Source organism: Marinomonas posidonica IVIA-Po-181, from assembly GCF_000214215.1.
GTDB classification, from domain to species: Bacteria; Pseudomonadota; Gammaproteobacteria; order Pseudomonadales; family Marinomonadaceae; genus Marinomonas; species Marinomonas posidonica.
On the sequence record NC_015559.1, the window covers coordinates 1,601,534 to 1,623,351 of the forward strand.

The 21,818-nt window shown below is 44.9% G+C and carries 16 protein-coding genes; 10 read left to right on the forward strand and 6 right to left on the reverse strand.

Features of this window, described 5'->3' with window-relative positions; genetic code table 11:
• The first annotated feature begins 355 nt into the window (after positions 1-355).
• The 8 genes from MAR181_RS07580 (at position 356) to MAR181_RS07615 (ending at position 9,994) form a co-directional block, all read left to right on the forward strand.
• The gene (locus tag MAR181_RS07580) at positions 356-1,834 is read left to right on the forward strand and encodes an aldehyde dehydrogenase family protein (RefSeq protein ID WP_013796003.1); all 1,479 of its coding nucleotides are present in this window, start codon (positions 356-358) and stop codon (positions 1,832-1,834) included.
• A 251-nt stretch (positions 1,835-2,085) separates the two neighbouring features.
• Positions 2,086-2,754, forward strand: a complete 669-nt coding sequence (locus MAR181_RS07585) for a haloacid dehalogenase type II (protein WP_013796004.1) — start codon at positions 2,086-2,088, stop codon at positions 2,752-2,754.
• A gap of 25 nt (positions 2,755-2,779) precedes the next feature.
• The gene (locus MAR181_RS07590) at positions 2,780-4,057 is read left to right on the forward strand and encodes an NAD(P)/FAD-dependent oxidoreductase (RefSeq protein ID WP_013796005.1); all 1,278 of its coding nucleotides are present in this window, start codon (positions 2,780-2,782) and stop codon (positions 4,055-4,057) included.
• Positions 4,058-4,182: 125 nt separating this feature from the next.
• On the forward strand, positions 4,183-5,793 hold the full coding sequence (locus tag MAR181_RS07595) for an ABC transporter substrate-binding protein (RefSeq protein ID WP_013796006.1): 1,611 nt from the start codon (positions 4,183-4,185) through the stop codon (positions 5,791-5,793).
• Positions 5,794-5,865: 72 nt separating this feature from the next.
• Positions 5,866-6,819, forward strand: a complete 954-nt coding sequence (locus MAR181_RS07600) for an ABC transporter permease (protein ID WP_013796007.1) — start codon at positions 5,866-5,868, stop codon at positions 6,817-6,819.
• Positions 6,816-7,670: an ABC transporter permease gene (locus MAR181_RS07605; protein ID WP_013796008.1), complete on the forward strand. Its 855-nt coding sequence runs from the start codon at positions 6,816-6,818 to the stop codon at positions 7,668-7,670. The genes MAR181_RS07600 and MAR181_RS07605 overlap by 4 nt, the downstream gene beginning before the upstream one ends.
• Positions 7,671-7,697: 27 nt before the next feature.
• The gene (locus tag MAR181_RS07610) at positions 7,698-9,536 is read left to right on the forward strand and encodes an ABC transporter ATP-binding protein (protein ID WP_013796009.1); all 1,839 of its coding nucleotides are present in this window, start codon (positions 7,698-7,700) and stop codon (positions 9,534-9,536) included.
• A gap of 62 nt (positions 9,537-9,598) precedes the next feature.
• Positions 9,599-9,994 (forward strand): helix-turn-helix transcriptional regulator, encoded by a 396-nt coding sequence (locus tag MAR181_RS07615; RefSeq protein WP_013796010.1) that lies wholly within the window; start codon positions 9,599-9,601, stop codon positions 9,992-9,994.
• Positions 9,995-10,142: 148 nt separating this feature from the next.
• Here the strand turns inward: MAR181_RS07615 and MAR181_RS07620 are convergent, their stop codons facing one another.
• The 5 genes from MAR181_RS07620 to MAR181_RS07640 form a co-directional block, all read right to left on the reverse strand.
• A complete protein-coding gene (locus MAR181_RS07620) occupies positions 10,143-11,468 on the reverse strand; it encodes an NAD(P)/FAD-dependent oxidoreductase (RefSeq protein ID WP_013796011.1) in 1,326 nt (441 codons plus the stop codon).
• An 80-nt stretch (positions 11,469-11,548) separates the two neighbouring features.
• On the reverse strand, positions 11,549-12,541 hold the full coding sequence (locus MAR181_RS07625) for a M14 family metallopeptidase (protein WP_013796012.1): 993 nt from the start codon (positions 12,539-12,541) through the stop codon (positions 11,549-11,551).
• Between the two features lie 17 nt (positions 12,542-12,558).
• Complete coding sequence (locus MAR181_RS07630) at positions 12,559-14,040, reverse strand: NAD-dependent succinate-semialdehyde dehydrogenase (protein WP_013796013.1); 1,482 nt, start codon at positions 14,038-14,040, stop codon at positions 12,559-12,561.
• 195 nt (positions 14,041-14,235) lie between these two features.
• A complete protein-coding gene (locus tag MAR181_RS07635) occupies positions 14,236-14,730 on the reverse strand; it encodes an Lrp/AsnC family transcriptional regulator (protein WP_013796014.1) in 495 nt (164 codons plus the stop codon).
• Between the two features lie 113 nt (positions 14,731-14,843).
• Positions 14,844-16,238, reverse strand: coding sequence for an aspartate aminotransferase family protein (locus MAR181_RS07640; protein WP_041651686.1), 1,395 nt, complete (start codon positions 16,236-16,238; stop codon positions 14,844-14,846).
• A gap of 277 nt (positions 16,239-16,515) precedes the next feature.
• On the opposite strand from MAR181_RS07640, the gene MAR181_RS07645 reads away from it, so the two are divergent.
• A complete protein-coding gene (locus MAR181_RS07645; protein ID WP_013796016.1) occupies positions 16,516-17,448 on the forward strand; it encodes a 2-hydroxyacid dehydrogenase in 933 nt (310 codons plus the stop codon).
• A 464-nt stretch (positions 17,449-17,912) separates the two neighbouring features.
• Positions 17,913-19,235 carry an OmpP1/FadL family transporter gene (locus tag MAR181_RS07650; RefSeq protein ID WP_013796017.1) on the forward strand — a complete coding sequence of 441 codons (1,323 nt, stop codon included), beginning with the start codon at positions 17,913-17,915 and terminating at the stop codon, positions 19,233-19,235.
• A 268-nt stretch (positions 19,236-19,503) separates the two neighbouring features.
• On the opposite strand, the gene MAR181_RS07655 is transcribed toward MAR181_RS07650, so the two are convergent.
• Positions 19,504-21,756 carry a GGDEF domain-containing phosphodiesterase gene (locus MAR181_RS07655; RefSeq protein ID WP_013796018.1) on the reverse strand — a complete coding sequence of 751 codons (2,253 nt, stop codon included), beginning with the start codon at positions 21,754-21,756 and terminating at the stop codon, positions 19,504-19,506.
• Between the last annotated feature and the right edge of the window lie 62 nt (positions 21,757-21,818).

Here is a 21,818-nt window from a genome sequence, read left to right on the forward strand (position 1 = left end):
TGTTTCTAATCGCTTCGATGTCTCGCTAGGCACGTTTGCCACCTCTACTTTCTATAAATACAGTGGATTGTAAATACAGCGCTTAGTTTGTCATTGCGTGCCACTAAATACTAGGACGTTCTTGCCACTTAGGCTTGTGATATCAGGGTGATAGACACAAATGAGAATTCAGCATCAATGGCTTAATCATCTTGCTACAAAGGTAGCTTTATATCGTCGTCTTACTTTTTAACGGCATAAAACGCTTCTTCTACCCGCTTAAAATAGAACCAACAGCAAACGCCATGCTTGTGATGACTTCTATTCGCTCAAGGTTCGTTTGTGTAATTCGTATTAAGAGTGAGGAAATGAATACATGACATCTTTTAGTCCAGTGGATGTGCAGATTCCTAATAGCCACTTTATTGGTGGTAAAGCTTTCAACCGTGGTGAAGAAATGGATGTTTGGCGTCCATCTGATGGTCAGGCTTATGCTTCTATTTCTGTTGCTGACCTTGATTTGGTCGATCATGCCGTGGAAAACGCATGGCAGGCTTTTCAGCAAAGTAATTGGGCCACGCAATCTCCTCGTGATAGAGCAAAGGTGATGAAACGTTGGGCAGACTTGATTGAAGCGGATGTGAATGTGCTTGCTCCCCTTGAGGCAATGGGGTCGACTCGCCCTATCTTGGCTGCGACCCAGTGGGATATACCATTTTGTGCAGAGGGTATTCGTTTCTTTGCTGAATTTGCGGACAAATGTGGTGGCGAAGTGATTCCAACGGCTAACGGTAGTTTAGGAATGACAATTACTGAGCCTTATGGTGTGGTTGGTGCGATTGCCCCTTGGAATTTTCCTTTGGTCATGGCGTCTTGGAAAATAGCCCCAGCCATGGCGGCCGGAAATGCCGTGGTTTTGAAGCCTTCAGAAATGACCCCTTTTAGTGTCGTGCGTTTAGCTGAGTTGGCCATCGAAGCGGGCATCCCGCCGGGTATTTTTAATGTAGTACAAGGGGATGGCCGTGTTGGTGATGCTATTTGTCGTCATCCACGTATCTCGAAAGTCACCTTTACTGGATCGACCAAAACCGGCGCTCTGATTATGACGGCTTGCGCACAAACGGGTACGAAACCCGTGACACTAGAGCTGGGTGGTAAGAGTCCACAATTGGTATTCGACGATATTAAAAGTATTGATAAAGTCGCACGCCGAATTGCGGCTGCGATTACCACGAATGCTGGCCAGGTATGCGTGGCTGGGTCACGCCTTTTGGTGCAAAAGGGCATTGCCGATCAGCTGGTGTCACGTATCTCCGATATTTTTACTGAGATGGTATCAGGCCCTACTTGGCAAAGTGATGTCACCATGTCTCCGATTATTTCGTCACGAGAATTGGATCGCATTGATGGTGTTGTACAGCGTACTGTTCAACAAGGTGGTGAGCTCTTTGCTGGAGGTGGGCGTTTAGATGAAGAGAATAGAACGTTTTATAAACCGACCATTTTAACCAATGTAAATATGAGCATGGAAGCCGTACATGATGAGATCTTTGGCCCGGTTTTATGTGTGGAAACCTTTGATAGCGATGATGATGCATTGCAATTGGCATCTCACCCATCCTATGGGTTATCGGCAGGTCTGCATACGGCCGATTTAAATCGTGCAATGCGCATGGTGAAGGCGTTAGAGGCTGGTACCGTCTGGGTAAACCGCTATGGCCGTAGCTGGGATTTTGCGATTCCAACAGGCGGTTTTAAAAGCTCTGGCATTGGTAAAGACCTTGGTCGCTTTGCTTATGAAGCCAATCAAAAAACCAAAAGTGTACTGATCGATTTTTCGGCTGATGAGGCCTAATGATTTATGGCGCCTAAAAGTTTGCCTATTAACGACATTCTGTTTTTATGCAGTAGATTGTGCTGAGGCAAAGGGGCAATACCGCTGAAAATGCGTTACAGGAAAACGAAATCGGGCAAAACAGGTTTTGTTTTAATGATGTAATAAATTCATCAAGTATTTTTAGTTCAAAGAATGTTAAGGCGTTTCAACGAACTCTTTTTGAGTGAATTAAAAATACCGGTTACTGAATCGCTAAATGGAGAGAAAACATGTCTACCCTGAATCCAAAGTACATTACGTTCGATTGCTATGGCACTTTAATTTATTTCCAAATGGGACCTACCGCGCGCCGTGTCTTTGAAGATCGAATCGCTGAGGAAGACATGGACCAGTTCGTAAAAGACTTTGCCGCGTATCGTTTGGATGAAGTACTAGGTGATTGGAAGCCTTATGATCAAGTGGTCTGCAATGCGGTTAAGCGTACTTGCCAGCGCTGGGGGATTGAATACCGTCATGATGAAGGCATGATTTTCTATAATGCTGTTCCTACTTGGGGCCCGCATTCTGATGTGCCTGATGCCTTGGCACGTTTAGCGACAAAATTTAAGTTAGTAGGTTTGACTAATGCCATGGATGAACAAATCCCTCATAACATTGAGAAATTAGGCGCGCCTTTTCATGCTGTTTATACCGCTGAACAAGTTCAGGCTTATAAGCCTAATTTAAAAGGGTTTGAATACATGCTGGACAAACTGGGCTGTGGTCCAGAAGAGGTTTTACACGTTTCTTCTAGTTTACGTTATGACTTGATGTCGGCTCATGATATGGGCATTAAAAATAAAGTCTTTGTTAACCGCGGTCATGAGCCTTCCACCCCTTTTTACGAATATCATGAAGTTAAGGATTTAGCGGGTTTGGCGGATCTGCTGGGCGTTTAGTCTGTCTTTCATAGTCGGAGTCATCATGAAGTTAGAATCCTATTGGCTAGACACAGTTTCCACTTTCACTAAGGGTGAGCAAGGCGCTGCATCTGGACAGTACGATGTGGCGATTGTGGGGGGTGGCTTTACTGGACTTTCGGCGGCCATTGAGCTTGCTAAGCAAGGTCTTTCGGTTGTTTTGTTTGAGGCTGATCGTATTGTTGGGGAAGCATCGGGTCGTAATGGCGGTCAATGTAATGCGGGACTGGCTCATGATTATGCTGCCTTAGCACAGCGTATAGGAACAGAACAAGCCCGTGCGTTTTACCATTCTTATATGGCGGCGGTCGATACGGTGGCTGACTTTGTAAAAGAAGAAGCCATTGATTGTGACTTTACTCGCCATGGTCGCCTTAAATTAGCGGCTAAGCCTACGCACTTCGACAAGTTAGCTCGTGCTCATGACATATTGGTGAACGACGTTGACCCTAATGTGATTATGATGTCCGCCGATCAAGTGCGTGCCGAACTGGGGACAGATCAATTTTATGGCGGCATGTTGCAAACCACCAGTGCTCAGATGCACATGGGTAAGTTTGGCTTAGGCTTAGCCGATGCCGCCGTGAAATATGGCGCGAAGCTTTATGAGACGGCGGCTGTAGACGGAATTGATCGCCTATCCACTGAGCGTTATCAAGTAACGTCTAGTCGTGGCACAGTGACGGCGGATAAAGTATTTCTGGCGACGGGTAGTTCGGCAAATGGGCCTTTTCGCTACTTTCGTCGACGCCTAGTGTCAGTCGGTAGTTTTATCGTGGTTACCGAACCATTGGCCCCAGAATTATTGTCACGTCTTTTGGTCAAACAACGCAGTTATGTCACCTCTAAACACATTGGTAATTACTTTCGGCTAACGCCTGATAATCGTTTGCTCTTTGGCGGCCGTGCCCGTTTTGCCATGTCGAACCCTCGCTCTGATGAGAAAAGTGGCCATATTCTTCGGGCTGCAATGGCCGAAGTATTTCCAGAACTTGGTCAGGTTCGTATTGATTATTGTTGGGGCGGTCTCGTGGATATGACTGCGGATCGCCTACCAAGAGCAGGCCAGCACAACGGCATGTATTACTCACTTGGTTACAGTGGGCATGGGGTTCAAATGTCAACGCACATGGGGAAGGTGATGGCTCAGGTGATGTTGGGAAATGAAATGGCGAACCCGTGGCGAGCGCTAGATTGGCCGTCCGTACCTGGTCATTTCGGAAAGCCTTGGTTTCTGCCTTTTGTCGGAGCTTATTACCGCTTTCAGGACTTAATTCACTAGAAACAACATAAAACAAGGTTTCCGCCTCTTAGGGGCAATAAATAAAAAATTATTATAAATAAGATAAGAATTTATAAAAAAAGCGACACACAAAAGACATAACAACTCACAAAAGGAACCATAAAATGAAAGATGAAAAAACGCGTTCGTTGGTGGATCAAAAGAGTTCAAATGTAGTAACACAGGGTGTTTCACGACGTCAGGTGTTACGTGGAATGGTGACAAGCGGATTGGTTGCCGCAGGGTCTGGTGTTTTAGTGCCAGGTTCGTCTATGGCGTTTGCTGATACCATGAAAGGCACCCGTGGTGGCAAGATTAAAGTCGCCAGTCAATCTGGTTCTACGGCGGATACGTTAGATCCAGCGAAAGGCTCAGGTTCAACCGATTATACTCGTCAATACATGTTCTATAACGGCTTAACCATGCTCGATGAAAGTCTTGCTCCGAAAATGATCTTGGCGGAATCCTTTGATACTCAAGACGCTCAGAATTGGGTCATCAAATTGCGCAAAGGCATCACTTTTCATGATGGAAATCCTTTTACTTCTGCCGATGTGGTATACAGTTTAAATCGTCATAAAGACCCTAAAACAAGCTCTAAAGTCGCCAGTGTAGCGGCGCAGATGGTGGATGTTAAAGCTAAGGGGACGCATGAGGTTCATATTAGTCTGGCCACTAAAAATGCGGATTTACCTGCGATTCTAGCGGTATCTCACTTCTTAATCGTACGTGACGGTACAACGGACTTCAGCAAAGCCAATGGTACAGGGCCTTTTATCTGTAAAGAATTCCAGCCTGGCATTCGCTCTGTTGGTACACGTAATCCAGATTATTGGAAAAAAGGCCTTCCATATTTAGATGAAATAGAGCTGTTCTCTATTCCCGATGAGCCAGCTCGAGTTAATGCGTTATTGTCTGGCGATGTACATTTGATTAATTCAGTAAACCCGCGCTCAATGACCTCGTTAATCGCCAGTCCATTAGCGCGAGTCATACAGTCAGATTCTGGTGGTTATACGAATTTGGTGATGCGTGATCAGCTTGGTCCAGTGCAAAATCCTGATTTTGTATTGGGCATGAAATCTCTGCTCAATCGTGAACAAATCCTTAACATTGCTTGTCGTGGTTTTGGCACGATTGCCAACGACCAACCGATTCCGAAAGGGCATAGATACTACGCGAGCGGATTGCCACAACGTGAATACGACCCAGAAAAAGCCAAATATCATTTCAAAAAAGCAGGCGTATTAGGACAAAGCATTCCATTGGTGGCGTCTTCTGCCGCCGATAACTCGGTTGAAATGGCGCAATTGGTTCAATTATCAGGACAGCAAATTGGTCTTAAACTGGACATAAAACGCGTGCCAGCGGACGGTTATTGGTCCAATCACTGGATGAAGGACTCGTTAGGCTTTTCCAATATAAACCCTCGTCCAACCGCCGATTTGATTTTCAGTTTGTTTTATCAATCTAACGCCAATTGGAATGAATCTGGCTGGCAAAATAAGCAGTTCGATGAATTGCTTATAGCGGCTCGTGGTGAAATGAACGAAGGCAAGCGCAAGCAAATGTATGTCGACATGCAGGCGCTTGTTCATGATTATTGTGGTATTGGTATTCCTACCTTTAGCAGCATCAATGATGCCTGTAGTAGTAAGTTAGGTGGTTATAAAGCACATCCGCTTGGTGGTTTCATGGGTTACATGTTTGCAGAGCAAGTTTGGCTGGAAGTGTAAGGCTCATTTCCTTGTTAATAATGTTTGCGTTGTGGAAGTGCTTTCCACAACGCTCTGCACGATAGGTGAACCATGAATCAAACCATTTCACGGCTTATTATGAATCGCATAGGGTTGGGGTTGTTGACCTTATGGATTGTTTCATTAGTGATTTTTATGATCACCAATTTATTGCCCGGTGATGCCGCACAAGAACTATTAGGCCAGTCAGCCACCCCAGAAACTCTGGCGGCGTTAAGGACTCAGTTAGGCTTGGATTTACCCATTTACACTCGTTATGTTCAATGGCTTGGTGGCTTACTTGTTGGCGATGCGGGTTATTCTATGGTCAACGGCATGTCGATTATGGAGCTAATCTGGAGTCGTTTGCCCAACACATTAATTTTGGCCGCCTTTGCGACCATTGTGTCAGTGCCAGTTGCCTTGTCGATTGGTATTTTCTCGGCCATGTATCGTGGTTCTTGGTTTGACCGTTACAGTAATATGCTGGCGGTATTTGCGGTATCTGTGCCTGAATTTCTCATCGCTACCATTGCGGTATTAATCTTTGCTGTAAAACTTGGGTGGTTTTCGGCTTTATCGCATATTGAGAGTGCACATACTTTTGGGGAGATGCTGACAGTCTTTGCGATGCCTGTACTGACATTGTGCAGTGTTTTGGTTGCTCAAATGGCACGAATGACTCGGGCAGCCGTCATCGATCAGTTAAGTTCGCCTTATGTGGAAATGGCTTTATTAAAAGGCGCTAGCCCAATTCGAATTGTACTACGCCATGTGTTTCCTAATGCGCTTGGCCCAATTGCCAACGCCATTGCTTTGAGTCTGTCTTATTTATTGGGCGGTGTGATTATCGTTGAGTCGATTTTTAATTACCCTGGTATAGCGACCTTAATGCTTAATGCCGTCAGTACAAGGGATATGCCCTTAGTACAAGGCTGTGCCATGCTGTTTTGTTTTGGTTATCTCATTTTAGTGTTGATAGCGGATATTTGTGAGATTGCATCGAATCCGAGGTTACGAACATGAGTAAGAATACGACTTCTGTTACACCGGTTGCCTCCGGTCATAATGTATCTTTTTTCTCCCATTTTCATTTTCATTCTATAGGGGGGGGCATTGGTGGGGTTTTAATTCTGTTTTGGGGCGTCATGGCGATTATTGGGCCGATGGTTGCACCCTATGGTGCTAATGATTTTGTGAGTTATGACGTCTTTGGTCCAATGAGTATGAAGCACTTTATGGGAACAGATTACCTTGGCCGAGACATCTTTAGTCGAGTGCTAAATGGCACGCCTTACACCATTGGTGTTGCGTTAGCGGCTACCGTGGCCGCTTGTACGGCCGGTGTTGTTTCTGGCTTGGTCGCGGCGGCGTCGGCTGGTTGGGTGGATGCGGTGATTAGTCGAGCCCAAGACGCCTTGATTTCAATTCCCAGTAAAATGTTTGCTTTGATTATGGTGGCGTCGTTTGGTTCTTCTGTGCCTTTGTTGATCATAATGGCGGCAATCGCTTATATGCCAGGTAGTTTTCGTATTGCCCGTGCGTTGGCCGTCAATGTGATGACATTAGATTATGTTCAGGTAGCGCGGCTTCGAGGTGAATCCATGCCTTATATAATCTTTAAAGAAGTCTTGCCTAATATGTTTCGTCCAGTCATAACCGATTTTGGTTTGCGTTTTGTGTTTATTGTGCTGTTGTTAAGCTCCATGAGTTTTTTAGGGTTAGGTATTCAGCCACCTGATGCGGATTGGGGCTCTTTGGTTCGCGAAAACATCTCTGGTTTAGGGGCGGGTGCCCCAGCGGTTATTGCGCCTGCTATTGCCATCGCGTCTTTGACTATTGGCGTCAACTTACTGATCGACAGTATCGGCAATTAGTCCGCACCCCATTAAGGAGAACAAAAGATGACAGAACTGGTAAAGGTAAGTGGTTTGCGTGTTGCTGTACGATCTGGAGGAGTGGATATTCCGATTGTTCATGGTGCAAACTTTAGTCTCAACAAAGGCGAAGTATTAGCATTAATTGGTGAATCTGGTTCTGGCAAAACTACGATTGCTTTATCTTTAATGGGCTATGCTCGCAGTGGTTGTCATATTGTAGAGGGTTCTGTGCACATTGATGGTGTGGATGTCTTGACGCTATCCCCAGCTCAGCTAGCGAAAGTCCGTGGTCGTACCGTGTCTTATATCGCGCAAAGTGCGGCGGCTGCGTTTAATCCATCAAAAACCATCATGGATCAGGTAATAGAAAGTGCCATGATTCATAAAACCTGCAGTCGTAAAGAGGCTCAAGAAAAAGCCATAGGCTTGTTTCGTGAGTTGGCATTGCCTAATCCTGAGAGTATAGGTGAGCGTTATCCACATCAAGTGTCGGGTGGTCAACTACAGCGTTTAATGGCGGCCATGGCATTGATTACAGACCCTGCGCTGGTGGTACTGGATGAACCGACAACCGCTTTGGATGTGACGACACAAATAGAGGTATTAAGAGCGTTTAAAAAAGTCGTGCGTGAACGAAATACCACCGCTGTGTATGTGTCTCATGACTTGGCGGTTGTTGCTCAAATGGCAGATCGTATCGTCGTGCTTAAAAATGGTGAAATTCAAGAGAATAATGTTACGAAAGGGATTTTGGAGGCACCACAACACGACTATACCAAAAGCTTATTGTCCGCGATGAAACCAGTGGCTCGTGAAGAGATGGTTGAGCAGAATTCAATGCCGTTGGGCACTCCTTCGCCATTGTTAGAAGTGCGCCAATTAGAAGTGTGTTTTGGTCATAAAAAAGTCCTTCAAGATATAGACTTAAAAATTGGTCGAGGAGCCACCGTCGGTGTCATTGGTGAATCTGGTTCCGGCAAAACCACGTTAGCAAGAAGCATTGTTGGTTTGGTTGAACCCAGCATAGGAAATATTTACCTGGATGGTTTGTCTCTGGAAGCGTCTGCCTCTGATCGTACGCGAGAGCAATTACGACGTATTCAGTATGTTTTTCAAAATGCCGATACCGCCTTGAATCCATTACATAGGGTAGAAGAGATTCTTGCGCGCCCGTTGCGTTTTTATCATGGCATGAAAGGACAAAAGCTGCATGATCGAGTCATCGAGTTGCTTGCCTTAGTGCATTTACCCGAAAGCATTGCCAAACGTCGCCCAACGGAATTATCCGGCGGTCAAAAACAGAGAATAAATTTAGCCAGAGCCTTAGCCGCAGAGCCTGACATTATCCTGTGTGATGAAGTGACATCGGCTTTAGACACAGTCGTTGGGGCGGCCATCCTGGAATTAATGGCCGATTTACGTAAGAAGCTTAACGTTTCTTACCTTTTCATCAGTCATGATATCAGCATGGTCCAAGCGATTTGTGACGAGATAATTGTTCTTTACTCTGGCTTCAAGGTGGAACAAGGCTCAGGGGAGTCCTTTCAGCGTCCACCTTTTCATCCCTATACGCAATTGTTAATTGATTCTGTGCCGGAGATGCAGCAGGGTTGGTTAGAATCGACTAATGCGAATCATGAACTTTTACCTGCGATCAGTGCGGCGAAACCAAGTGTTGAATTGTGTCCGTTTTTGGACCGTTGTTCGGTGCGTGAGGAAGGCAAGTGTAATCGTATTATTCCTTTTCGGAAAAAGCTTAACAAGGGCAATGAGATACTTTGTCATCATACATTCATTGAAGATATGAGTGATGTGTATTCCCTAAATAGTGGCAAAGTCTGTGTAACGGCCGAAAGGGCGTAAAAATATTTATTATCAAGAATGTTGTAAATATGGCGGTGTTAACAAATAGAGAAGAGGTGTCCATGGATGATTTAGGCGGTTTGCCTGTCAATGAGCTAAGCGAATCAGGGTTGTGGCACTTGAATGGATCGGAACCACAAGCGATTACTTTGGCAAAAAACTATATTGATCAGCATTACAGAGAATCCATCAACCTCGACTCTTTAGCGGCTTTGGTCGGATTGACCCGATTTAGTCTGGCTAAACAGTTTCGTCAACAAGTCGGAATCTCTCCTTATCAATACGTCTGTCGAGTGCGCATTTACAATGCACAATCCTTGATTAAGCAAGGTGGGCGGCCGACGGAAATTGCTGGCGCGGTGGGTTTTTTCGACCAAAGTCACTTGGCGAAACATTTTAAGCGCTTGTGTGGTATTACGCCTAGTCAATATCGTGAACGTTTTAATCTGGCCAATTAGATCGTATCCTACTGCTCTCATTAACTCGTATTTTAAGTGTTTATTTGCTGAGATATAAAGTCCTCTCGTAACTGGATAGAAGCATTACGGGAGGACTTTTTATTCTGTTTACTTGTTTATCTAATTGTCGCGGGTCTTATGATGGGAGTTAAAAATCAGACACTTTACCCCAGACACTTTTTTGTAATCGAGACAGCTGATACTGCTTGTGTTCAACAAAGGTTTCTTTTCCTGCAATCATTTCCGCGATCAATTTCCCCGCCCCTGGCCCGATGCCAAAACCGTGACCTGAAAAGCCAGCGGCAATCATAAATCCGGGCATATTCGTGGCATGATCAATAACAGGGACGCCATCAGGTGTGCTATCAATGTAACTGGCCCAAGCATTCTGGACGGGAATGTCCCCAAGTTCTGGCAACAATAGACGAGCACGTTTTAGGGTTTCATCTATTAATTTTTTGGAAGGTCTAGGATCTAAGATACGATTTTTTTCCATGGGAGTCGGTTGATCTAATGCCCATTTTTTGCGGGTTTCATGGCCTGCTAGCCAAGCTTGTAAGTCACCTGGAGACAGCACTTTCCAACGTTTCGCAAACATGGGTAAAAAGTCCACCGCAAAGCGTAGTTGCTGTGGCGTAATATCCACATTAGCCGTTCCAGAAATGGCTAATGTATAGCCGCCATTGCTACGCCGTGTTACTGATATACCTGAAGTATGAAGGGCATTAGGAATTCCTTTGGCACCCGGCATAAGGGAAAGAATGGAGGACCTTACAGCGGATTGTGGGAAACGAATACCAAGTTGATGGCAAAAAGAGGATGCCCAAGCGCCCCCTGCCATAATGACTTGGGAGGTTTTTATGACGCCTTTCTCTGTGATGACACCAGAGACTTTACCTGCTTGAGTTTCTAGGCCTCGCGCTGCGCAAAATTGATGGATACTGCCGCCATGTTTCATCACGCCTTTGGCAATAAGCGGTGCGGCTATAGAAGGGTCAGCAATGCCATCAGAAGGGGAAAATACGCCGCCTAACCATGGTTTATTGGTGGCTCCACCGCGTTCGGCGGCTTCGCTAGGGGTGAGCATATGAGTAGTCACCCCTTCGCCTTCGGCAAAGTCACGCCATTTATCCCAGCCGTCTAATTCGGCTTGGTTATCGGATAAATAGAGAAGACCACAACGTCGAAAGCCCAAATCCTCACCAAGATCGGCTGTAATTTCTTCCCAAAGATCAAGACTTTTGGTAGCGAGTGGAAGCTCTCGGGCGTCACGATTTTGCTGACGACACCAGCCCCAGTTTCGGCTGGATTGTTCGGCACCAATTCGACCTTTTTCGATTAGGGCGACGTTCATGCCTTGGCGAGCGATAAAATACGCTGCACATACACCGACGATACCACCGCCAATGACAACAACATCGGCGTGTTCTGGCAACTCTGGTGTTGATGAAATACTTATTAGTGGAGCGGGCATCTTGTTCTCCTAACCTATGATCACTGTGTTTTCAGTGTTCAAATTATGTCATGTGCTGATTTGTTCAATATGTTTGATGACTACGCACTCTGCAACTCGCCTAGGCGAACGACGGTGACGCCTGGTCGTAGTTGACGAACGGAGGGCATGACTAACACGCAATTTTCATAAGGCGTTGTGACCTGTTGTCCATCTTGATATGCGATAACACTGTTGGCTTTCTGAAAAACTTCGAGACCTTGATAATGGTCGGTAAAGTGAAAATCCATGCTGGTGGCGACAACCGGTTCGGTGACTTGGACTATGTTCATTTTTGACTCTATGGGTTGAAACCAATCACTGGGTAAGTCCTTGTATTGGATAAGGCCATGTAACATCAAAAAACGTGCGGTCACATCACGTGCGACTGTCACGGCGGAGCTTTCCCAATGTTGTCCGCACTCGACTAACAAGGCATTTTTTGTGCTATTGGGGTCACCAAAGTCAGCATAATCACGCATACGACAACCTTCAGGGTGGCCTTCATCGCGAATAATCCAAGCCGGGGATTGTTGCTCTAGAGCAAGCTCTAACCCTTTATCCTGTGGACCGCATACGCAAAGTGGAGGGCATTTTTCATGCATGGAATGTAAATCTAACAGAACGTCTACTTCGTCGATGATGGGGCGTAATTGACGAGCACGTTGTAACTCTGTGGAATCTTGACTGAGGTCGTCGAGTATCTCTTTTGTCCAAACGCGGTTAAGGTCTTGGTCAACGAATCGCGATGCATCAGGATGTTGAGAGTCAAAGGTTAGATAAGCGGCAACATTTGCAAAAGCGAGGGTGAGCTTACCTTGGCGCGGCTGAATGGCTAAGTCGATGAGTTCTTTAACCACGATCGCGCCACATACTTCGTTACCATGAGTCAGCGCATTAATCATGACATGAGGACCCGCCACACCGCTGTCGAAATGATACAAATAAGGAATCTCCCCATTGCCTGTTTTGTAAGGCGTAATGTCTGGGAATGCTATCTCGATTGGATAATCGGGCAGAGATTCATTGTGTGTGTTTGTGTCTTTTTTCATCATTGAAATCGTCTCCAATATTAATCCAAGTTCCCTTGGCAAAGGTATTTAGTGTCCATGTAATCATCTAAACCATAGCGGGAGCCTTCTCGGCCATAACCGGATTCTTTTACGCCACCAAAGGGGGCGGTCTCTGACGCGATGGCACCTTCGTTGATACCAACGATACCGGTTTGCATCTTGTCTGATACGCGCCAAACTCGTTTGATGTCATTTGAATAGAAATAACCCGCCAAACCGAAAGGGGTGTCATTCGCCGCATTAATGACTTCTTCTTCTGTATTAAAACGGAATAAAGGTGCGATTGGTCCAAAGGTTTCATCGTGGGCAAGTTGCATATTCTGGTTCGCATTGGTGAGCACAGTGGGCGCAAAATAATTTGGGCCAGTTGCCATCGCATTTTGAATGCGTGTACCTCCCGTTAGTAAGGTGGCGCCATGTTGAAGGGCGTCTTGTACATGACGCTGTATTTTGTCTATCGCTCGATCATTAATCATCGGGCCGATTTGGCTGTCTTCCTGATCCCAGGGCCCAACCTTTAAAGAGGATACGCGTGCTACCAATTTTTCAGCAAAAGCATCATAGACGCGATCATGAACAAAGATGCGATTGGGGCAGACGCAAGTTTGTCCACCATTACGAAATTTAGCCACCACCAAGCCTTCGACTGCCGCGTCTAAATCGGCGTCTTCAAAGACGATAAAAGGCGCATTGCCACCTAGCTCTAAGGAAAGATGCTTGAGGGTCGCGGCCGATTCTCGAGCCAGAATTTTGCCAACGGCGGTGGAGCCTGTGAAGGTGATTTTGCGCACACGAGAGTCTGTCAGCCAAGCGCCCACCACATCGGACACTCGGTCACGTGATGAGGTGACTATGTTTAATACGCCGGCAGGCAGTCCGGCTTCTTCTGCCAAGACGACCAAGGCCAATGCGGTCAGGGGTGTGTCTTCGGCAGGTTTGGCTATGACGGTACAGCCAGCCGCCAGCGCCGGGGCAATTTTGCGAGCAATCATGGCTAATGGGAAATTCCATGGTGTAATGGCGGCAACTACACCAACAGGCTCTTTAACGACCATGAGTTTCTTTCCTTGAACCACGTTAGGAATGATGTCGCCATAAGTTCGTAATGCTTCGCTCGCAAACCAATCAATATAAGATGCACCATAAGTCACTTCGCCACGTGCTTCGATAAGCGGTTTACCTTGTTCAAAAGACAGAATACGGGCTAAATCTTCAGTGTTGTCGAGGATTAATTGATGCCAACGAAGCAGGCATTGTGAGCGTGTTTTAGCCGGTTGATGTCGCCAATTTTCAAAGGCTGAATAGGCCGCATCGGCGGCGAGTTTTGCATCATCGGCGGTACTGTTTGTCGCTTGAGCAAAGAGCAAGTCTGTGGCGGGATTGCTAATGGGGTATTGTTCGTTCTGTAGGCCGTTTTGCCATTGACCATTAATAAAATTACCGTTTCGAATAAGCTCAGGGCGATTCAGAGTCAAAGTCATTGAGTTGCTGCCTTTAAAATACAGTCATGGTTATAGTGATCACTATTTTAGCGACAGCAGACTAATGATTGCGTTTGTTATGGCGGGATGAAATCGCAGGATTGTGTGTTTTTCCTGCCAGATTCAGAAGCTTATGCTGTTGAGGCAATGGAAGGTGAGACAAGTTAATCTGTCGCGTGATGAGGATTTTAGAGATTAATTTTCTGGGGCGAAGAGGTTATCAATTGGGTAATATTTTTTGACAATGGGAGATTTAATGACGATGTAGCTAAAATATTTATCGATGAAAATATTTTGATCCAATAAGTTTTCCATCACTTCTTGATAATGCACCACATTACGCGTCAAAAAAATCAGCTGGTAGTCGAATCCACCACTAACAAGGTGGCATTCTTGAACTTCATCGACTTTACGAATGTAAGCTTCGAATTGAGCGAAATGATCGGGTCTGTGATCTTTGAGTGTGATTTGTGTGAAAACGCGCTGGATAGTACCAAGCTTCTCTAATTGAATATGAGCACCGTAATCTATGATATAGCCAGCTTTTTCAAGACGCTTAACCCTAGTTAAACAAGGGCTTGGAGATAGGCCAACGGCATCGGCTAGGTTAACATTGGAAATACGTCCGTTGCGCTGTAGATGGCTTATAATACGAATATCAAGTCGATCTAGTTTCGGCGCGCCGTTCATCAAAACCTCCTTTTATTTTAATCAGTTAGGTGCTTCTGATACTAACAGCAAACATTGCGAGGCGTCATCTATTGATACGCCGCAATGTTTGATTATGACAAAAGAAGCTAAATTTAGGTCGGGATTGAATCATTCAAAGCAAGGCGAACCTCTGGTTGTTCGAGTACTTCGTCAAGCGTACGCTTTAAACGCTCAAATAAGAGATCAAAATCCTCTTTTGTATAGCATAGTGCTGGTGCAAAGCCAAGAATGTTGTCGGTAAAGGCTCGGAAAATTAGCCCGTGTTTATAGGCTGCGGTAGAGATGCGTTCAGACAATTTAAGGGCTGAATCAAAGCGTGCTTTGCTGTCTTTGTTGGCGACCAATTCGATTGCGCCCAGTAAACCACGGTTACGGACTTCGCCGACCAATGGGTGGTCAAGCATAGACGCTAAACCGGCCTCAAAATGACACGTTACGGCTTGACCGTTGGCTAATAAACCGCCTTCCTCATAGAGTCGAATGACTTCCAGTGCTATGGCAGCGCTGACAGGGTGAGCAGAATAAGTATAGCCATGACCGACTGGTACATCGGGCGCACAGCCATCGGCAATGCCTTGGTATACAGCGTCACTCATCATCACCGCGCCCATCGGTGCATAACCTGAGGTGAGGCCTTTTGCCATCGTCATCAAGTCAGGCGTAACGTCTTCCGCTAAGCTGGCAAACATGGGGCCTGTACGACCAAAGCCTGTGATGACTTCATCCACAACGAACAGTATTCCCAGTTCATTACAGCAATCCTGCATGGCTTTTAACCAACCTTTTGGAGGAACAATCACGCCGCCAGAACCGATTACAGGTTCACAGAAAAAGGCGGCCACCTTGTCGATACCAAGCTCTTCCACCTTGTTTTTTAAGGCCATCACGGACTCGGCAATGATATTGTCTGGGCTTGTATCGTGTTCACTGCGATAAGCGTACGGACATGGAATGCGATGCTGATTGGGTAAAGGGAGATCAAAGTGGCGGTGGAAGACAGGTAGCGCCGTTAGACCAGCACTTTGAGATGACGAACCATGGTAGCCACGTTCTATGCTGATGAAATGTTTTTTGTTGGGTTTTCCTATGGCATTGAAGTAATTAACAATAAAGCGGATAGCAGAATCGACGGCATCAGAACCGCCGAGGGTGAAATACACATGTTGCAAAGATGTGGGGGTAATGTCGACTAGTTTTGCCGCTAATTGGATGGCGGGTTCAGAGCTAAAATGGAAATAGCCCGTGGCATAAGGCAGTGAACTCATCTGTTCTTTAGCAGCCTCTATAATACTTTCTTGACCATAGCCTACGTTGACGCACCAGAGCCCCGAAAAGGCATCGAGCAGTTCTTTCCCTGTACTGTCTGTTAAATAGGCGCCTTTACCTGATTTAAGAATGGTGGCTCCGCGTTTTTCATGAGTACGATAATGAGTGACAGGGTGGATAAGATATTGTTTATCTAAGGATACTAGTGTGTCGTCTTGCATGATGAGTTCGCCATAGGTCATTAAAAGGTGACTTCTATAGTAGTCTCAAAAAGACGGCGTATTCTGTTGAGTCAGATAGGTAGAACAAGGCAAATGTAACGAATTTTCCTTGTCGGCGGAATATTGTTTGGTTTGTTGTTTTTAAAGGTTTTTATCGGCTTAGATGCCTTTTAAAGTCTCCGTTCGAAGGTTATCGTATTGGATAATATCGCTATTTGTTCAGTGGTTCTGACTGAAACACTTAAATGCAAAGACCTAACTTAAAGGAGAGACGTGAATGAGCCCTGCTATTTTGTTTGCCACCAATTCCCCAACGTATTCGACGACTTTAATGAATCTATGCCGTGAGCTTTATCCTCAGGTTGAAGCATTTTTACCTGGTGATGAAGGCGCAGAAAGGGCTCAATTAGCGGCGTGTTGGGCACCGGACCCGGCGCTCTTGAAACACTACCCTAATATTCAATTGATTCATTCTGTGGCGGCCGGTGTGGACCATATTGGTACGGATCTTTTGTCTTCTGGTGTGCCTATTTGTCGGGTAGTTGATGATGGACAAAAGGTGGGGATGTTTGAATATATTTTATGTGGGGTTTTGAGGGTACAGCGCAATTTCGATAAAGCGGCTATGGAGCAAGCATCGCAACACTGGCAAAGATATCCGATGCGTAAAAGAGCTGACATGCGCATTGGTGTCTTAGGCTTGGGGGAATTAGGCGGTTATGCGGCAAGCCAATTGGCTGAGTTCGGTTATTGCGTCTCTGGCTGGGCTCGAACAGAAAAGTCTCTGGCGGGTGTCCGCTGTTATAACGGTATTGATGGTTTACAAAAATTGCTTAATCAGTCGGATATTTTGGTCAATATGTTGCCGCTCAATGGGCAGACCAAGGGAATTTTAAACGCGGATTTGCTTAGTCAATTACCAGAAGGGGCGTATTTAATTAATTGTGGTAGAGGCGCTCACTTAGTCGAAAATGACCTAATCGAGGCCGTCAATAGCCAGCATTTACGTGGGGCATTATTAGATGTCTTTAGTGTCGAACCCTTGCCTTCTAGTGATCCATTATGGACAACAAAAGACATTTTTATCACACCACATATTGCTTCTGATGCGTCTAAACCTGAAATTATTCATCAACTTGTCAGAAATGCCATTAAGCTTTCTACCGGAGAAGCTCTTAATAATCAGATTAACCCTATGTTAGGCTATTGAAAGGTCAGAAGGTTGAAAAAGGGATGGTCAGATCTTGTTTTACTGAACGATCTGGTCATCACATTGCTTCCATTGTCGCTAAAATGTATAGATGGCAAGTTTAAATACAGTCTTTGAGTAGGAAATGCTAAATCAAGTTGAGGCTAATGCAATTGCCTCAAATACCCTTAAGAAAATAAGGGGCGTGGATTTGGCTTGATCTCATATTCTTCAGCTTAATGCTGTTTATTATGACTGCGGTATTTTGTCTTCTTAACCTTCTTTAATATCGTCTATACTTTTACTCTAATTCCATCTTTTATGATTTGTTTTCAATCTGTCCCAATGTAACCTTTCTCAGTTATTTTTGCATATAGTATTGCGCATGAAATACATACTGGTAATATCAGATGACGGGACTCTATAATAGAAACGTATAAAGTGATAAATCGTAAATTCCAATAAAAATAATAATGGAGATTATTATGACTACCTCATCTAAAGGTTTGTTTAAAGTAAGTGTTGTTGCTGTGTCTGTTGCTGCAGCGTCTAGTGCCTTTTCGGCTGGTTTTGCTTTGAATGACCACAGTGCTACTGCTTCCGGTGCCGCACTTGCTGGTGCTGCCGCTTCTACTAGTGATATTTCTTTTAGCTTCTGGAACCCAGCATTGTTCACAAACGCTGATACTACGACCTTCATGGCCTCTGGTGCTTATATTATGCCGAGTATGGATGTGACTCTTAATTCAGCTGAAGATGCTGCATCTGCTGCTAGTTCAGGAGCATTGGCGAACCAAGATATATCTTCTGATGGCGTTACTCAGGACTCAGTCGATGATACGCTAGTGCCTTCACTCTATTTTGCTAAGCCTATTTCGGATAAAACCGTAGCCGGTATTTCTTTGAATGTTCCTTTTGGCTTATCTGGTGACTATGGTCAAGATTGGGCAGGTCGTTTTCATGCCACTGAAACTGGTATTCAAGATATCGCTCTGAGTTTTGCTTTAGCGCACCGAGTTTCTGAAAAACTCTCTGTTGGCGCAAGTGTGCAGCTACATCAGGCTGAGGTAGTGCTTGAGTCTGCGGTGGGAACCTCAACAGCTCTTGCGGGAGGAGAAGGTATTGGTAGAATTGAGGCGGACGCCACTGGTTATGGTTTTAGTCTAGGTGTGTTGTTCGAACCAGTGAAAGGAACTCGTTTGGGTGCCGGTTATCGAAGTGAAGTGGACTTTGATTTCGAAGGCGATGTCAAGTACACAGATGTTTCTTCGACCCTAACAGCTGCAGGTCTGGTAGACGCAGATGTTACCGATTCTATTACTTTCCCATCAGTGTTAACTTTAAGTGTAGAACATGATTTGAATGACAAAGTGACTCTAGGCCTTTCTGCTATTCGTACTGGCTGGGGGGCAATGGATGGTATCAACATTGATTTTGATAGTACCCAATCTAATTCAGTACTTACCTTTGGATTTGAAGATCAGTGGATGTATTCTGCGGGTGTAAACTATGTTTATTCTGATAAGTTAACCCTACGAACTGGTGTGGCAATGGACAATTCCCCTGTCACTGATGAATATCGTTCTGCACGTACACCAGATGGCGATCGTAAGTGGATTTCAGTTGGTGCGACATACGACTTTAACGATATGACTTCAGCAAGCTTTGCCTTCACGCACGTGATGATTGAGGATGTGACGGTAAATCGTGATGGTTCCCTAACGGAAGATGGTGCTCGAGGAACTTTAAACGCAGACTATGAGTCTTCTGCTAATGTTTTCTCAGCGTCTGTTAGCATGGCGTTTTAATCTGCACTGTTATTCTAAACAATATGAAACCAGAGCCTAGGCTCTGGTTTTTTTTGCTTCGAGTTCAGAGTGAGACGATTTTTTTGGGGAGTCAATGTCTGCTTTTTAACTTGGATCGTTGTGGTGCTTTGGTGCGGTGATGATTTTGTATGACCTTAAGCTGATCTAGTCGTAATGATATAGATTAAGTGCTAAGTCCCCTAAGTTCTAAAGAATAGCGCTACTATTCAAAGTGAAAATGAAGTGATGAAGGTAAGTGGATTGGGTATTAATAAACCATTCTGTGTTGCTTGGCTTTTTCATGACCATTGGCGGTCCAGTCAGAAAGCGGTGAGGGTTTCGAGTAGTAGTAACCTTGTAGCGTGTGGCATCCAAGAGCGATTAGCAGCGTTGCTTGTTCTTTTGTTTCGATGCCTTCGGCAACCACTTGCATATTAAGCGAATTGGCTAATTGAATGGTGGATTTCACGATATCAACATGCCGTTGGTCTTGTGGTAATGGTGAAACAAAGCGGCGGTCAATTTTTAAAATGTTGGCCGGAATGTCGACTAGTTGTCCAAGAGAGGCTTGGCCTGTACCAAAGTCATCAATGGCAATGGCGTAGCCATATTGTGACAAGCTGCGTAAGCGCTTATGTATCAATGGATGGGTCATGACAGAGCTGGTCTCTGTTATTTCCAGTTCCAGCATGTTGCTCAACCAAGGGTTATCGGCAATCAGGGTCATGAGTAAGGCAAAGAAGGCATCATTCATTAGTTCCTGTCCGGCTAAGTTCAGCGCGATGGGAGTTTTGATGTGCTCTTGATGCCATACGGAAAGTGTATCAACCAGTTCTCTCACTAGGTTTTCCGCCAACAAAGGCAGCATACCTAAATCTTCGGCCAGCTTGATAAACACCATTGGAGAAACAAACACCCCTTCGTTTTTCCAGCGAGCAAGGGCTTCAAAAGAGCGAACTTCTCCGCTTGCATTCACTTGTGGTTGTAACCAAATATCAATTTTTTTGTGCTTAATGGCCGCGCTAAGTTTTAGGCTTAGGTTGTGCTCTCGGACCAATTTGCTTTCTAGGTTGTGGTTATAAAAAGAGAATTTATCTGTGCTGGTGGAGTACTCTAGCGCCATCTCACAATGTTCTAGTAACTCTTCTGCGGTTTTTCCATCTGTGTGGTAATACGAGATACCGAGCTGGTAGTCCATATTCAGTCTTCGGCCGTCTAGCATAAGCTGTGCGGGCAATAAGGATTGGATTAAGGCAGATAGGTTTTTTTGAATTAAATGGGTTTGGTTAAGCGGAACAAAACAGGCAAATTTTACGCCCCGTAAACGGCCAACAATGGCTTGGTCAGACAGTTTGTTTTGCAAGGCTTTGGAGAAATTTAAAATAATCTTATTGGCGTTGTCTTTGCCGTATTGTTTGTTTAACAATTTGAACTGACTGATGCGAATAATAAACATGGCGCCGGTTAAGTGATGCTCTTGCTCATTGATCTTGATGTTTACCTGACGGCAAAAGTTTAAATGATTTGGTAACAAAGTCAGTAGATCAAAGTGAGCGAGTCGGCTGTTGGTTTGTTGAGTGTTTTCCAATTGCTGCTGAATGGCGCGAAACTCGGTCATATTATCCAAGTGCAGAATATAATGACCATGATTGGTGAGAGAGGCACGACGGACTTGAATGTGCATATCTGTGTTGTGTTTTAGCGTGCATTCAGCTTTGTTTGATTGCCAGAATAACTTTGATTCATTGTTAAGGGGGGAAAGCCAATCGCCCATGCGAGTGCCGGAAAATGTCGAATGGTGCTTTTGCCCGAGCAATTTTTTGGCTAACTGATTGGCTTTTATCAAAACACCACGCTGATCACACAATAGGGTGGGCGTACCTGTGTTCTCAAAGAACTCCTCATACAATAGATAGTTTTCATTGAGCTTACGATACAGAGCACGCATGCGAGTGCTGTGATTTTCTAATGAATGTATGATCTGTGACACCGCCAAGGGTAAGCCAATATTGAGTGTCATAAAGGTTAATAGTTGGAAGTAAAATGAGGAAGACTCATTGGCTGGCAAACTGTTTAACCATTGTGTGGTCACGAGATAAAAAGGGACAAAATTGAGCACCATAACCACTAAAGAGGCTTTAAAACTAAACAGTAATCGAGTGATTAAAGGAATAGAGTAAAGTGCAATGAGAGCATACTTCTCGGACTCTTTCTCTGGGTTTGTGAGCAACATAACACCACTGACTAGGACCAGTGATAAGACGAATAGAGAAGCGGTTGTTTGAGAGTGGTTTTGACTGAAATACAACAGAGTAAATAATGCACATAAGTACAGGCTGTTCATTTCAAAGAAAAACAATTCACCGTGAATAAACAGTGAATGCAACTCTGAAATGAAAAAAATACTGATGGTCAATGCTATCAGGATTCGAAGGATGCTCAGTTGGAAGGAGGCCTCGCTCTGTCCACTGGTCTGATCCGAATCAATAAAAAAGTACTGCTTTAAAGAGTCTATCAACATTAATCAACTTCATAATGTAAAAAGAAAGGAGCCACATAAAACGGCTCGTTCTAGACAGACAG